The sequence below is a fragment of the Cephaloticoccus capnophilus genome (assembly GCF_001580045.1).
GTDB lineage: Bacteria > Verrucomicrobiota > Verrucomicrobiia > Opitutales > Opitutaceae > Cephaloticoccus > Cephaloticoccus capnophilus.
The window spans coordinates 1-14444 of the sequence record NZ_LSZP01000013.1; the positions used below are offsets into that span (position 1 = coordinate 1).

10 protein-coding genes and 1 tRNA gene are annotated in these 14444 nt (G+C 60.5%); 3 read left to right on the forward strand and 8 right to left on the reverse strand.

What is annotated here, in order from left to right; genetic code table 11:
- Positions 1–96 precede the first annotated feature (96 nt).
- The 5 genes from AXK12_RS01535 to AXK12_RS01555 all read right to left on the reverse strand — a co-directional run bounded on the left by AXK12_RS01535 (position 97) and on the right by AXK12_RS01555 (position 8413).
- Complete coding sequence (locus AXK12_RS01535; protein ID WP_197456951.1) at positions 97–3699, reverse strand: autotransporter-associated beta strand repeat-containing protein; 3603 nt, start codon at positions 3697–3699, stop codon at positions 97–99.
- A 597-nt stretch (positions 3700–4296) separates the two neighbouring features.
- On the reverse strand, positions 4297–5673 hold the full coding sequence (locus AXK12_RS01540; RefSeq protein WP_068711021.1) for a class II fumarate hydratase: 1377 nt from the start codon (positions 5671–5673) through the stop codon (positions 4297–4299).
- A 91-nt stretch (positions 5674–5764) separates the two neighbouring features.
- Positions 5765–6637 carry a hypothetical protein gene (locus AXK12_RS01545; protein ID WP_068711022.1) on the reverse strand — a complete coding sequence of 291 codons (873 nt, stop codon included), beginning with the start codon at positions 6635–6637 and terminating at the stop codon, positions 5765–5767.
- Entirely contained in the window at positions 6634–7263 is a 630-nt protein-coding gene (locus AXK12_RS01550) for a sigma-70 family RNA polymerase sigma factor (RefSeq protein WP_068711026.1), read from the reverse strand. The genes AXK12_RS01545 and AXK12_RS01550 overlap by 4 nt, the downstream gene beginning before the upstream one ends.
- A 64-nt stretch (positions 7264–7327) precedes the next feature.
- Complete coding sequence (locus tag AXK12_RS01555) at positions 7328–8413, reverse strand: polyprenyl synthetase family protein (RefSeq protein ID WP_068711023.1); 1086 nt, start codon at positions 8411–8413, stop codon at positions 7328–7330.
- 80 nt (positions 8414–8493) lie between these two features.
- Between AXK12_RS01555 and AXK12_RS01560 the strand changes: the two genes are divergently transcribed.
- Positions 8494–9087, forward strand: a complete 594-nt coding sequence (locus AXK12_RS01560) for a CPBP family intramembrane glutamic endopeptidase (protein ID WP_068711024.1) — start codon at positions 8494–8496, stop codon at positions 9085–9087.
- A 427-nt stretch (positions 9088–9514) separates the two neighbouring features.
- Here AXK12_RS01560 and AXK12_RS01565 read toward each other — a convergent pair whose 3' ends face one another.
- The 3 genes from AXK12_RS01565 to AXK12_RS01575 form a co-directional block, all read right to left on the reverse strand.
- Positions 9515–11521 (reverse strand): phospho-sugar mutase, encoded by a 2007-nt coding sequence (locus AXK12_RS01565; RefSeq protein WP_068711027.1) that lies wholly within the window; start codon positions 11519–11521, stop codon positions 9515–9517.
- A gap of 40 nt (positions 11522–11561) precedes the next feature.
- Positions 11562–13019 carry a UTP--glucose-1-phosphate uridylyltransferase gene (locus AXK12_RS01570; protein WP_068711025.1) on the reverse strand — a complete coding sequence of 486 codons (1458 nt, stop codon included), beginning with the start codon at positions 13017–13019 and terminating at the stop codon, positions 11562–11564.
- A gap of 112 nt (positions 13020–13131) precedes the next feature.
- Positions 13132–13413 (reverse strand): FtsB family cell division protein, encoded by a 282-nt coding sequence (locus AXK12_RS01575; RefSeq protein ID WP_068711028.1) that lies wholly within the window; start codon positions 13411–13413, stop codon positions 13132–13134.
- A gap of 106 nt (positions 13414–13519) precedes the next feature.
- Between AXK12_RS01575 and msrA the strand changes: the two genes are divergently transcribed.
- Both msrA and AXK12_RS01585 read left to right on the forward strand, forming a co-directional pair.
- The gene (gene msrA, locus AXK12_RS01580) at positions 13520–14098 is read left to right on the forward strand and encodes a peptide-methionine (S)-S-oxide reductase MsrA (protein WP_082782557.1); all 579 of its coding nucleotides are present in this window, start codon (positions 13520–13522) and stop codon (positions 14096–14098) included.
- Between the two features lie 113 nt (positions 14099–14211).
- Positions 14212–14285, forward strand: a tRNA-Gln gene (locus AXK12_RS01585).
- Positions 14286–14444: the final 159 nt, after the last annotated feature.

The following is a 14444-nucleotide window of genomic DNA, read 5'->3' on the forward strand; positions in this document are numbered from 1 at the left end:
CAGATTTTGGTTTCGTTTCTGCGCGTCGCGCAGAGGCGAAACCAAAATCTAAATGGGTGCAGCGACACGCTGCCGCCCCACGCGCAGTGGAGAGGATTATTGGGTGGCGGTAAGCGGGCTAGCCTTGGCGGCGCGTTTCTTTCGCCACGCGACGAGGGCGATGCCTGCTGCGGCGAGGAGGGCGCCGTAGGTGGAGGGTTCGGGCAAGGCGGAGGTGGCCCACGAGCTCCAGGGGGTAATTTCGTAGTAGTTGACGTCGTAGTCTTTAAGGAGCAGCTCGTAGTCGCGGGAGTAGCCGTCGAAGAAGATTTGGCTTAGCAGGTTCGGCCATTGGCCGGCGGCGAAGGCAGTCCTCTTGATGAGCAGGAAGTCCTCGTATTCGTGCCAGCCTCGGACGAAGAGTCGGGCGCTCGAATTGTTAAACGTGAGCAGGTCGAGGAAGAGCCGGTTGGGCGCGCCGGGATTACCGTTTGCGAAGTCGATCGTTCCTCGGTCGATAATGTGCAGCTCGCGGAGCCCTTGGCTCGCGCCGTTTCTGAGTATGAGTGTGGCTTGGTCTTCGGCGGCGCCAAACTCGGCGCCGCGTCCGTAGGGCGTGCCACGCAGCGTGACTTTCGGCCTATCCGCCAAGCGATTGTTGCCGCCGCTTAGCCACAATTCGTCGCGGCCCGCGCCGTCGCCGATGTAGACTTGGCCAGCGGCTCCGGTGTTTATAGAGCCAGTAACCAGCTCGAATCTGCCTTGGTGAATATATAGCGAGCCGATTTCGCTAGTGCCCGTACTGATATAGCGGAGGCGGCTCGGGCCGGTTTTTACCCAGTCCATTCCGCCGATGACGCGGACGGAGCCAGTAAACTCCAGTCCGTTTCCGTAAACGTGGGTGTAGAGCGGGCGCCCCCCCACAGTCCTGAGTGTACCGGTGCCGGCGATGATGTGAAATGCAGTTGTGTTTGGACCTACTCTGCTGGCGAGAAGTCCGCCGCTGCTCAGCGTGAGCGCGCCGTCTAGGTTCGCCCGAGACGGAGCGCCGAAGCTACTAACGGCAAGCCGCAGTGAGTTGAGGGTAACGGGGCCGAAAGTGGTGACCGCAGTCGACGGACGGTAGTTCCCCGAGTGCGTCGAACCCGTCGTGTAGCTCGCGAAGTTGGCGATGTAATCGGCGCCACTCGTAGTGGCGCGGCGTGCCCAGTCGGTTCCGTTGATGGTGGCCCAAGGAGCGATGCCGCCGATCATTTGCCCCGAAAGCGTGGTGATTGCAGCCCTTAGCCGGACTTTGCCAGTCGCGCTGTAGGTGTAGAGGGAGGCGTTAGCGCCGGTGACATCCGCATTCGATGTGAGATCGAGCGTGGCGCGCGAGCTGCTGGCCCGTTTGAACTCGCCGACACCAAGCTCGGTGTAGCTGTTGCCCGCGAGCAGGTTGTGCTGGAGGCGGATTTCGTTGGCTCCACTCTCTAGCGTGACATCGCCAATAGTTTCGACCGAGGGCAGGTTTCCCGTCGTGCGGCCTTCGTAGCGGAGTATCCCCGTGTTGAGTGTGACTTTGGTGGTGTCGGCGACTTGAGCATTGTTGTAGCTGCCGGAACCGACGTTTCTGATTGTGAAGCGGCCTCCCTCGCTGAGCGCGATAGTCCCCACGGCGCCGAGCCGGGCGTTGCTGGTCGCGATCGCAAGCTCCGCACCGGAGATTTCCAATACGTCGCTATTTAGGGAGCTGTTGTCTGCGGCGAGGTCGGCACGCCCGGCGCCTACGAGGCGCAAGCCGCCTGCTTTCGTGCTGTTCCTCAGCTCACGGTTGAAGATGACATCGGTGAGGTTGGGCGCCCCGCCGCGTAGGGCTTGCCCGCGCTCGACGCGGATTGTCCGCATGGCGTTGCCGAAGTTTAGCACGCGGTCCCAGATAACCGCAGCATCCGCAGTGTAGTGGCCAAAGCGCAATTCTTGCCTGCTTTGCACGAAGTTGCTCGAGCCCCAGACGATTTCCGTAGTCGTTTGGTTATCGATTCGGACGCGACGGTTGGCCCCATAGGCTGCGAAGCCACCGGAGCCCTCCCAGATGATCCGCCCGTTTGGGCCGAAACGGGGGCGAGTGAAATCAGCGTCCAGCCCGAGCACGCCACCGCTGAGCCGGATGTTGGAGCTGGTCGGAATATTACCACGCAGTGCGCCCTCACGGATTACGGTCGCGCCAGTGTAGCTGTTTGCTCCGGTCAGCCTGAGCAGCCCCGGGCCGGTTTTAAGAATCCCACCATTCGTGCCGGTAAGCGCACCAGACATCCGCGCGCGGGCGTTTTCCTGTACTACGCCTTGGAGTGTGGCTCGTACTCCGCGCTCGACACGAACCTCGCGCAACTGGGAACCGAGATCTATCCCATTCGTAAACACGATTTCCCCAGTCGCATAGCGCGAGCTGAGCAATAGCTTGCGCCCTGTCCGCACGAAGAAACCCGTGCCCCAAGTGAGGGAGGCCGGGGAGGAGGAGCCCGGGGTGTAGAGTATCACAGCCCTTGCAGCTCCGTTCAGTACGGCTGACGAAAACCCGCCGTCGCCCCGCCACTCCACTTGACCCGCCCCCGTGCCCAAAGTGAAGGCGGTATTGCTATCGGTTTCTAAAATGCCGCCGTTGAGCTGGAGCCGTGTTGATGTAAACACAATACCTGCCCAAGCGTTTTGGCTCGCCAGCCCGTATCTCAACACCCCTCCGTTAATAGCCGTTACCCCTTGCCATAGGTTATTTTGCGCAGGTTGACGTCCCTTATCGACACTGGGGAAATAGACGATCCCCGAGTCCACCTTTATGAAGCCCGAGGAAGTCCCCACGGCAACATTGCCACCAGTGACTACGTACGCATCGCCCCGGCCAGAGCGTACGCCAAACGAAGTGTTACCGACTAAAGAGACATTCACACGTCCGCTGATGAAGCCGTCAGCGTACAAGGCACCGATGGGCGCGGCTGCCGCTTGGCGAGCGAGCCCGGCCCCCGCGAGAGTGCCGCTCACGTTACTCTGGGCGCGCATAGAATAACTACCGCCGCTCTGCACCATTACCCCTACCCCTGTGCCCAATCCGCGGCCTATGACTAGCGTATTACTTCCCACAGTGAGCTGAGTAGTGGCAGCATTGCCCCCGGAAAGGAGAATATTCCTGATAATGAGAATGGTCGGATAGGTGGTCGAGCTCGCTACGGTGGAGAGCGAGGCTCCGTTACTTAAAATTAAGCTTGGCTCGAAGTAAATCGGCCCCGTGCCGGTAAACCGCAGTGAGTGACCGTTGAGGTTAAAGTTGCCGCGAAAACCAAGGATGCTGCCGGCAGAGTAGTTGGCGATTTCGAAGGTTTTGGCGGGGCCGGCAGCGAGGGAAATCGGCAGGTTAATCGTGTGGTGGTTGGCGGGTAGCCCGCGTGCGAAGACGGTGACGAGTCGGCCATTATTCGCGAGCCCGCCGCCGAGGATGAGGGAGCCCGTGCCTTGGAACGTGTAATCGCGGCCCGCCTCAAACCAGATTGAGCGGACAGCGGTGTTGGTGGAGTTTAGGACAACCGTCTGAGCGTCGGTGCCGCTAGGCCTGTTTCCGAAAACCAAGTCTGCCCCGGCCACGGGCACTTGGTTGTTAGAGGAGCTCGTGCTGTTATACCAGTTGGCCCCGTCCGTCCAATTATCCGTCCCTGCCCCGCGATCCCAGTGATAAACAGAGGGTCCCACCGGCAGGACAATCTGCGCAGTCGCCGAACTGACCCCAAAAAGCCCGAAAACCAATCCGCTCGCACACGCGAAAACTAAACTTACATAAGCTGTTAACTTAAAATGCATTAACTGGTTTTAGTAACTGCGCATTAGCTCGGCTGGGCGTAGGCATAGGCATGCCTTTACTAACTACCTATTCTCACTCATAAAGCCCCAAATTCTACTAAAGGAAAAAGCCAGCTGCATGCTGCCATTCCCACAGACCTCCACTCCGCGTGGGGCGCAGCCTCAGGCTGTTTTATTTGGCGGCGGGCTCGTTGGCCCGCCGTCTATCGCTGCACCCATTTACAGAGCCGCTTGGTTGCCGTGCATTCGCACGGCAACCAAGCGGCTCTGTAGAAAGGAACCCAAACTTGGAGGCGGGAGTTTACTGGTGATTTTTCCCACCTCGCCCAAACGGGTTATTACTCTACTTTCCCTTTCCTGTCGCAACGCGACAGGGGGAATGCTTTCAAATTTGGGAATTGGTTTCGTCGCGAAGCGACGAGGCCAATTCCCAAATTGAACGGGTGCAGCGACACGCTGCCGCCCTACGCGTAGTGGGGAAGCGGCCCTTTAATCGCCAGAGGGCCGAGTCATTGCCAGCGGCTCTAGGGCACGCTCCAGTGTTTCCGCATCCATCAACCCACGCCCTAGCACGACTTCGCGCAGTGACTTGCCCTCAGCCAACGCTTCTTTGGCGACGCTAGCCGCCGCGTCGTAGCCGATAAAGGGATTGAGGGCGGTCACGAGCATTAGCGAACGCTCCATCAGTTCGCGGCAGCGTGCCTCGTCGGCCTCGAGCCCTTCGACGCACTTTTCGGCAAAAACGCGCGCTCCGTTGGCGAGGCATTGAATCGACTCATGCAAGCAGTGCGCGATTAAGGGAATCGTGACGTTGAGCTCGAAGTGACCATCGCGCCCGCAGCCAACGACTGTCTGCGCGAGCCCCTGCACGTAAAGCCCCACCTGCACGAGCATCTCGCTCATCACGGGGTTCACCTTGCCCGGCATGATTGAGGAGCCCGGCTGGGTCGCGGGCAGCCGCAACTCGGCGAGTCCCGCACGCGGGCCAGAGCTGAGGAGTCGGATATCATTGGCAACCTTCGTCAGGCTAGCGGCGATCGTCGCGAGGAGCCCTGCAACCTCCACTGCATCATCGCGCCCGGCTTGGGCCTCGAAGTGGTTATCGGCCTCGCGAAACGCGATGCCCGTTTTCTCTGCCAAAATCGCACACACTTGCGGCGCAAACTTCGGATGCGAGTTAATGCCGGTGCCGACCGCCGTCCCGCCAATCGCCAACTCGCACAGTACCTCAATCGCACGCTCAACGCGTTGTTCGGACTTTCGCAGTTGCGCCACGTAACCGGAAAACTCTTGGCCAAGCGTCAACGGCGTGGCGTCCATCAAATGCGTACGCCCGATTTTCACGATGTGCGCAAACGCGGCACTCTTTTGCGCCAAGGCTTCGCGCAGCCGCCCCAGTGCCGGGAGCAAATCGTTCTTTAGCGCGAGCGCCGCACTGATGTGCAGGACGGTCGGGATAATGTCGTTAGACGACTGCCCCATATTGACATCGTCATTTGGGTGAATGGCCCCGGGGCTGCCCGCGATCTGCGAGGCGCGGCGGGCGATGACCTCATTGGCATTCATGTTACTCGACGTGCCCGAGCCGGTCTGGAACACATCGACGGGGAAATGCGCGGAAAGCTTTCCCTCAATGATTTCGCCAGCGGCTTGGCGGATCAGCGCACTTTTCTCCGCGCTTAGCCGACCGAGCGACTCGTTCACCAAGGCCGCCGCCTCTTTAATCAGTCCGAGACTGCGAATAAAGCCCTCTGGCATGGGCCGACCGCTAATCGGGAAATTTAAAACCGCCCGCTGCGTAGATGCGCCCCAAAGCGCGTCATCAGGTACAGCCATCTCTCCCATCGAATCTTTTTCGGTGCGCATATGGGCTCGCAAGCCACAAAGCGAGCGGCCCCGTGTCAAGACACGGGGCCGCTACAACCATGAACAAAGTAGGCGCGCTACGCGCCCCAAGTTAAAATTTAATAGGCACGCGATCCGCACTCAGCCGGCCGCGACGCATGGAGTCATAAATCCGCTCCTCAGAGATCGAGCGGTTGAGCCGCAGCGTAGAGCTACTCGCAGTCGATGCCACCACCGTGGCTGTAGCGGGAAGCGCGCTGCCAAGCAGCCGGCTGGAGCGCTTCTGCGCAGCCTCGGCTCCCACGCGAGAGAGAGGATCACGCGCCGCGACGGCGGCGACCTTCCCGAGCTGAGTCGGCTGCGAAGCGAGTGAAAGCTCCAAAAGGGGAACGAGCTCGGACTCGCTGGTTTTCACAACCTCCAGATTGGCCGCGACCATCTGCGCCGCGACAGAGCGAGAGTCCGCTTCGTCGCTCGCTTCTGCATGAAGACCGGAGGCTAGCCCACCGAGCATCATGCCTGCCCCAAGCGCTTGACTGCCAACCGACGATGCACGCGGCGCGCGCTGCGCCCCACCGGCTAGCTCACTCGCATCGGCCGCGAGCGAGACAGGAGCCTCACCCCTCGCAGCGACATCGGCACTCGCCGCGAGCGTTAACCCGCGCTTCTCCACCTTTTCGGCGGCGATTTGCGGCACCACTGCGCGGCCTGCCTCAGCAGGGCTCGCAGTGTCGTACTGGCGAACAGTCAGCAAAGTGAGTGCGACGACCGCAGCCGCCCCGACCGGCATTTGGTAGCGGGCTAAGCGACTGCCGACTCGGATGAAGGGAGCCCACCACGGGCGAGGCTCGACGATTGCAGCGAGCTGCTTCATGCGCAGCTCGCGCTCAAACTGCGCCCAGAACTCGGGCGAGGGCTTCTCCGCACGTTTCACACGCAGGAGCTGCTCTAAGGTCACCTTCGGTTGATCGTTATCGGACTTCATTTGTTGAGGAAACTTTGCAAATCGGACTGCAACTGCTGCTTCGCGTAGTGCAGACGCGAACGCACCGTGCCCACAGAGCAGTTCATGATTTCGGCAATCTCTTGATGGCTAAGGCCATCTATCTCGAATAAAGTGACCACGGTTCTGTGCTTGATAGAGAGTTTCTGCATCGCCTCGTTCAATCTTTCCTGAAGTTCTTTAACGAGGGTGCCGCGCTCCGCGCCCGAATGGTCAGTAAGCGCCTCTATCACTTCGGCACTGGGACGGTCGTTTTCATCGACCTTTTCGAGGCTGAAAAACGTGCGCAGCCGATGTTTGCGCAGGTGGCTAAGCGTCGCGTTAACCGCGATCCGGTACAGCCAAGTAAAAAACGAAGACTGACCCTGGAAACGGTTGATCGACTGAAACGCCTTAATAAAGGCGTCCTGTGTGAGGTCTGCGGCGTCCTCGCGGTTGGAGGTCATATTGTAAACCATCCCGTAAACGCGGCCCCGGTAGCGCAAAATCAACTCGTCGAAGGCCTCGACCTCGCCGCTCTGCACCCGCTCCACAACGCCCCAATCAGAGTCGGCCTCTTGTTGCCGCTCTGGGGAAGCTGTCAGCGTCCGGCTAAGGGTCACGTCCATTTCGGGAGCGACGAAATGCCAAGCCCACCAGTAGGGCAAACGGTTTTTTAGTAAACGCCCGCAATCACGCTGTGGCGGCGGCTCCGGCCAAACCCGAAACCTGCGCGCGCAACACACCGCACAACCCGCCAAGCAACTGTGCCCGCCCTGTCCCCGACCACGGCGTAAGTGCGCGCTCGGCCAGCACTATCTCACGCTCCACCTCCGCAGCGACGTTTTCAAAAACCCCTCGCTCGGCCATTTGCGCCAAACGCCGCTCCATCTGCCCGGGCCGCTCGCCACAAATCTCGCCCAAAAGCTCCGCGCGCTCGACCTCAGGCAAGCTCTCCGCAAGCACGATTAGCGGCAGCGTCAGCTTCCCGCTCGCAAAGTCGGTACCCAGCGTTTTTCCGATTCGCGCCTCGTCGCCAAAAAAGTCCGCCAAGTCGTCGTAGATTTGATAAGCGATCCCGAGGTGCCGGCCAAATCGGGCCGCAGCCTCCACATAGTCCGCGCTCCCTCCCGACAGCCGTGCCCCCAAGAAGCAGGAGACGCGAAACAGCTCCGCAGTCTTCAAATCGATAATCCGCCAATAGTCCTCACGGCTCACACGCACCGAGCCACGACGCATCGTTTGCACAATCTCGCCCGCGCAAACCCGCCGCGTCGATTCGGACACGCGCGCGCAAACTTCCGTTGTAGGAAAGTGCGCCGCCAGATACAGCGAGTGGGCGAACATCGCATCGCCCAAAAGCACTGCCGCCACGGCCCCAAACTTGCGCGAGGCCGTCTCGCGGTTACGGCGCAGCTGCGCCTCATCCATAATATCGTCGTGCACAAGCGTCGCCAGGTGCGCCAGTTCGACAACGGCTGCGGCGCGAACGAGTTGTGAGTCGACTGTATCAACGCCACCCCCCTCGCCCCCCGCCGCAGCGTCGCCCTCATCTCGCCAAGCGCTCAGAAACACGAGCGCAGGCCGAATCCGCTTCCCCGAGGTATCGATACAGTAGTCCGCCATTTCGCGAATCTCGGGCTCAAAGGCCGCGACCTGCTCACGCAAAAACGTATCCAGTGCCGCCAGGTGTGGCTTTAAGTGCGTGAAAACCGACGCAAAGGAAGTAGCGGGCTGCGAGACTGAGAGCGGAGACTTAGCAGAAGAGGCTCGGTTCATCGGTGGTGAAAAATTTGGGACTGTAGGAGAGCCTGCTCAATTAGCTAATCAATACTCGCCTGCGTCTTGTCTTTCCCATCATGAGTAACAACCCACTCCTGCTCCTCGCCCTAATCGGCGTCGCCCTCTACCTCGCCAAGGGATGGTGGGAGGACGAGCGCGCCGCAAATCCGGCTAACCCGGCTGGCCGAGTTTTTAAAACGCGGGCAATCACCCTCGCCATCACGGGCAGTCTCCTACTCCTCGGCTGCGAAACCGTGGGAGAGTACGCACTGGGCATCGTCGAGGAGCAGAGCACGATCACCGCACTCTTCGCGCTCTACACGCTCGCCGCCGCGTTTATTGAGGAGCTGATCTTTCGCGGCTACCTCGTCATCACGGGCCGAGGCACTGCCGCTCGCCGGGCGGGAATTTTCGCCGCCTCAATCCTCTTCGCACTGCTGCATCCGTTTCTCTGGGAATGGGAGGATGCGGGCTTCCAACTCACACTGACACTCAAAGGCGCATTCAGCACTGCAGTCGTCCTCGCCGCATCGCTCTGGTTTTACTTTCTGCGCTTCGCTCGCTGTAACCCACAGCACTCACTGCTGCCTTGTATCATCGCTCACATGACAAAAAACCTCGGCGTCATCGGTATCAAAGCCGCACAAGGTTTTCTAGTAGGCTGGTTTTAAGAAGAGACGTGTCGCCTCGGAAACTCCCACTACGCGACACAGCGAAATACGCAACGCGAAGCTCTCCCCACTCCGCGTGGTGCGGCGGTCAGTGACCGCTTCCAAGTTTGGGTTCCTTTCTACCGAGCTTTGGGACGTGGATTTGTTCATGATTCTTCCCGTCTCGGGAAACCGGCGGCTCTCCCCATCTCCCTTTAACGCGCCTTCCTTGTCGCAACGCGACAAGGACAGGGACTTCAAATTTGGGAATTGGTTTCGTCGCGAAGCGACGGGGCCAATTCCCAAATTGAACGGGTGCAGGCACAGCCTGCCGCCCCACGCGTAGTGGAAGCTCAGAGAGAAGAGCGGCCACGTTTCAAACGGGAGGCCTCTGGCTCGCGGCTCGCCACTCACGTGTGCTGCGCACGCTCGCCGCTTAGGCTTTAGCTCACGCCTTTTCGCCTGCACGCGATCGCGCATCGGCTTCGATCTTTGCGGCGAGTGCTTCCAGCGTGGCGCGCGTCTGCGCTTTCACGTGCGAGAGCGCGTCTGCGCTGCCGACCCGTTCGCTGGCGAAAAGATAAAACTTCATCTTCGGCTCGGTGCCGCTGCCGCGCGCGGCGAAGCGGTAGCCGTTAGAAAGCGTCACGAAGTACAAGTCCTGCTTCGGGATCAGTTCGCCGTCGGCGTCGCGGAAGTCCTGTCGGCCAAAATCGTCGAACTGGGTCACGCGCAAGTCGCCAAAACCGGTCGGCGGGCTCTCCCGGTAACTCGCGAGGATGCGGTCAATCTTCGCCTTACCGCTCGCGCCCTCATAAAAGAGATTCACCGTGCCTTCGAGGAAGAAGCCATGCCGTAAATACAGCTCGTCGAGCGCCTCGCCTGCGGTCAAGCCGCGCACTTTGAGCGCAGCACACAGCTCGGCAAACATCAGGCACGCCGTGTTCCCGTCCTTATCGCGGACTAGGTCGTTAGGCATGTAGCCGTAGCTCTCCTCCGCCGCGAAGGTCACGAAGCTGGAGTGCGTTTGGAGCAGCCGAGCGCGCTCCGCAAAACTACTCGCATCGAAATCAAGCTCCCCAGCGCCCTGCTCCGCCAAGGCTTCACGCAGCTTATCCTCATACGCGCGCAGCTTCGCGGAAATCCACTTAAAGCCAGTGAGCGTGTTAATGACCTTCACGCCATGCGCCGCGCCGATCGCATCCTGCAAGCCGGTCGTCACAAAGGTTTTTATCAGGCACACCCGCTCGCTGCCTTCGGCGGGAATGAGCCCGAGCGCTTTGTATTTACCCAACCGATACTCGGCCAAAAGCGCGCCGATTTGGTTTCCGGTCAAAAGCTCCATCTGCCCCGTGCGGTTGCACACGGCAACGCCCATCCGGTCGCAATCCGGATCGGTCGCCATAACGACATCCGCCCCGCGCGACTCCGCCAAAGCGATCCCCATCGCCAAGGCCTCCGCATTTTCGGGGTTGGGCGATTTAACGCTCGGGAAACGCGCATCGAAGCCGAGTTGCTCGGGCACGGTAATCACTTCGCAGCCCGCCTCCTCCAGCAGGGGCACCGAGGTAATCGCGCCCGTCCCGTGGATATTGGTAAACACGACCCGCAGCTTTTCGCGGCGCAGGACTTGCGCATCCAACAAGGCCGTGTGCGCGGCGCGGCGATACGCCGTATCGGCCTCCGCGCCTAGCGTCACAACCCGCGAAAGGTCTTTCTCCAAATACGCGCTCAGCTCGGCGAGCGGCACTGCCGCGACCTCGGCCACAATCGCGCTGTCGTGCGGCGGGACGACTTGCGCGCCGTCATCGAAATAGGCCTTAAACCCGTTGTCGTGCGGCGGGTTGTGGCTGGCCGTAATGACGATACCCGCGTGAGCCTGCTGCGCCCGCAGCGTGTAGCTGAGCTGCGGCGTGGATCGCGGCCCATCGAAGATAAACGCTTCGCCGCCGAGCTTCACCCATGTCGAAGCCGCCAACTCGCAAAAGTGCCGCGAGAAATGCCGCACATCGTGCGCAATCACCAAGCGCGGGGCCGCCGCTCCTTTGCTTTGGCGGGCCTGTCCTTGGAGGCCCGCCCTCTCGCCTTGCTCAGCCGAGTACCTCGCCGTGTACCGATATAGCCCGATGACAGCGCGCAACAGCGTGAAGTCATTTAACAGACTACTGCCGATCGCCGCCTGCGCCGGTTTATCCACTCCAGCCTCGCCCAACTCCGCGCGAGTCGGCACTTGCGCGATTGTACGCCCACGCATCCCGCCAGTGCCAAAGGCGATGAACGTATAAAAGCGGTCGTTTAGCTCGGCCCACTCACCCGCCTCGACAAGCTCCGCAATACTCGACCGCGCCCACTCCGGCAGCCCTGCCTCAAGGAAGGTTTTAAGGTTTTCGAGCGACGAAGGCAGCAGCTTTTGTGCGGCAGCAGCGGCTTCGATTTTTTCGATCAGAGTGGTCATCGTGAGAGCAGAGTTAGGACAGGGAAAAGAGTAAGGGACACTAAGCGCGGCGCGGCGCTTCGAGGTACAGCCCATCAACAATCGACGGACGTGGCGAGAGCTTGCGCCAGCTTTCGCAAAAACTTTCGGCATCGACGGCAAACAGAGGCGAGACCTCGACAGCGATTTTCGGCAGCCCTGACTCATCGACTTCGAGTCGCTCACCCGCTGCGGCAAACCACCTCGCGGCTTGCCGCAACTGCGCCTCGCACGAGCGTTTAGGCGAGTCCGACCCCTCCGCATTTTTGACCGATGCAAACTCGTCCTCTCGCGAGGTTTCGATAACGAGCGGATTTCGCGCAAAGGGCAGCGCATCAAAAACGAATAGCTCGAACTTCACCCCATTGGGCTCGGCGGGCATGACCGGCTGGCCCTCCACATCAAGTGTCGGGATTTTCTTGTCCGCGCGGTGAAATTGGAGCGACTCGCTGCCGACGCCCGCCCCCGCACTCATCCGCCGGATGAATTCGCGGTCGAGCAGGTGAATCGCAATTGAGCCCGCACTGAAGCACAGCCCGCCCGTCGCCGGATCGCGCGCCTCCTGCATCGCCGTGGGCAAGTCCGAGTACTCGATCACGACAAGCCGCCCGCGCTGCATGCAAAAGTGCCCGAGCTTCTCGCCCGCATACGCCTTGGGCAGCATCTTACTACTCATCTCGGAGTTTTTGAGCCGATGCCAACCGATGAAGGCAGGGTCAATGCAGCGCACTAACGGGTTATCGACTTGGAAGTAGCTCAAGGTGTCGATGCCCTCGCGCTCCATTAGCTCGAGTGCACCGTGGCTAGCCAGCGCGCGTAACGAGCCGCCGTGCCCATCGGGGCTCATCGCGATCCGGTCGGGCGCTTCGAGCAAAATCTGCCCCTCAAAATCGACGGCGGGCATTCGGCCTTGCGTGAAAAAATGAACCCGCTCGGGCGAAAGGCCGAAGTGACCGTGTTGCGCGAAAAAGGCCAGCGTCGCCTCATGGTTTTGGTGACTGGTCATGATGAACCAATGCAGCGGACGACCGTAACGCCATTCAGCGGCCAGCAGCTTTTCGGCAAACACTTGAAAAAGCGATTTCCGCCGCAGCGGTGTGACGGGGAAACTCCCCTTCGGCCCGTCGTAGCCGAGCCGCGTGCCCTGCCCTCCCGCTACGGTAAACGCCGCAACCTGCCCGGCCCTCAACGCCGCTTCGCCCACCACGCGCGCCTCCGCCCAAGTGGCCGCATCGCCCCCGTGCTCGGGCAAGGGCTCGTACGGCGCGGGGCTCAGATCACTTAGGTCAACGCGCTGTGCCGCTCCGCCGCTCTCGCCACTGAGCAGCTTCGCCTTGAGCCGCGCGACTTCCGCCAGATCAACCTCCGCCGCTTGGGCGAGAAGTCGCTCGCGAGCGGCCTCCTCGAGGCTGTGAAAAAACCGAAACACTTGCCCCTGACCAGCGGCGTGAAAGGCGTCGATTAGCGGATGCGTTGACATAGGGATTTTATAAAAAGTCCGAAGTGAAAAACTAACTACACCGGGGAAAAGGCACTACGGCACTGCCCGCGCCACACAATGCAGCACACGCTGCGCGCACCAAGGGCGAGCTTCATTCGCGGATTCGCACGATGTACTCGTCGGGCTTGGCATAGCCGAGCCGCTGCCGAATCACACGCTCGACATAAGCCGGGTCACTGCGCAGCCGCTCCAGCGTGCGCTCTTGCTCGCGCAAGCGCTGCTCAGCGTCCTCCAAGCGCGCTTGCACGCCTCGCTCCTGCGTCCGCAAATTTTGATACTCCTGCTGCGTCTGCCAAAAAAACGCACCGGCGACGACGACTCCCGCGCAAAAAAGCACCCAGTAGAGCGTAGTGACGAAGCGGCGGAGTTTCATGAGCCTAAACTCATATGCGTACCGCATTTCCATTCGAGCGTTTATTTGCAGCTAGAAACACTACTGCCCAGTTGCGCGAATCCTCGCAGTCACTGATCTACTCGTTATGAAAGCCCTCCTTTCAATCCTCATGAGCGCCACCGCCCTACTCCCCACCAGCCTACTCGCAACGACCGAAACCCTCGTCCTCGGCGGCGGCTGTTTCTGGTGCACCGAAGCGGCCTTCAAGCTCCTACCCGGCGTCACAGAAGTCACCAGCGGCTACGCAGGCGGTGTGACGGATAATCCCAGCTACGAAGAGGTCTGCGCCGGCCATACCGGCCACGCCGAAGTCATCCGTATCCAATACAACCCACAAGAAATCAGCCTCGAACGCCTACTCGATTTTTTCTGGGAAGCGCACGACCCGACTACGCTCAACCGGCAAGGTGCCGATGCCGGCACACAATACCGCTCAATCATCCTCTACCAGTCGCCCGAACAAAAAGCCGCCGCAGCCGCCGCAATCACCCGCGCCCAGCCCCGCTTCTCAGCGGCAATCGTCACCGAGCTCGTCCCCCTCGCCCGCTTCTGGCCCGCCGAGGATTACCACCAAGATTATTTTAGGAAAAACCCACAGGCCGGCTACTGCCGCCTCGTCATCGCCCCTAAGGTTCAAAAACTGGAAAAGGCCGTCTCCCGATAAACACGAGCTCACACGCGCCCCCTCATAAACACGCCATCAGCAAAAAGCACCGAAAGTGCCTTGACGGCACGCGGACTCCGCACAGAGTCGCGCCCCTCTTTGCCAGAGCGTCTTGCCTGGTGGTGTAATGGCAGCACAGGCGACTTTGACTCGCCTAGTCATGGTTCGAATCCATGCCGGGCAGCCAAGACGACAGCAAAGCAACCGAAAGAAGGCAGCGAACCGCCCGCGAGGTAAATGTCTGAGCTCTCAGAGCTCCACTGCGCGTGGGGCGGCGGTCAGTGACCGCTTCCATTTAATTTGGGATTTCTCATCGCGCTATCGCGCGAAAGCGAAATCCCAAATT

Bases quoted from the DNA above. Each gene is read 5' to 3' on its own strand.
- AXK12_RS01540 (WP_068711021.1), bottom strand. From the start codon at position 5,673: ATGCGCACCGAAAAAGATTCGATGGGAGAGATGGCTGTACCTGATGAC.
- AXK12_RS01545 (WP_068711022.1), bottom strand. From the start codon at position 6,637: ATGAAGTCCGATAACGATCAACCGAAGGTGACCTTAGAGCAGCTCCTG.
- AXK12_RS01550 (WP_068711026.1), bottom strand. From the start codon at position 7,263: ATGGACGTGACCCTTAGCCGGACGCTGACAGCTTCCCCAGAGCGGCAA.
- AXK12_RS01555 (WP_068711023.1), bottom strand. From the start codon at position 8,413: ATGAACCGAGCCTCTTCTGCTAAGTCTCCGCTCTCAGTCTCGCAGCCC.
- AXK12_RS01560 (WP_068711024.1), top strand. From the start codon at position 8,494: ATGAGTAACAACCCACTCCTGCTCCTCGCCCTAATCGGCGTCGCCCTC.
- AXK12_RS01565 (WP_068711027.1), bottom strand. From the start codon at position 11,521: ATGACCACTCTGATCGAAAAAATCGAAGCCGCTGCTGCCGCACAAAAG.
- AXK12_RS01570 (WP_068711025.1), bottom strand. From the start codon at position 13,019: ATGTCAACGCATCCGCTAATCGACGCCTTTCACGCCGCTGGTCAGGGG.
- AXK12_RS01575 (WP_068711028.1), bottom strand. From the start codon at position 13,413: ATGAAACTCCGCCGCTTCGTCACTACGCTCTACTGGGTGCTTTTTTGC.
- msrA (WP_082782557.1), top strand. From the start codon at position 13,520: ATGAAAGCCCTCCTTTCAATCCTCATGAGCGCCACCGCCCTACTCCCC.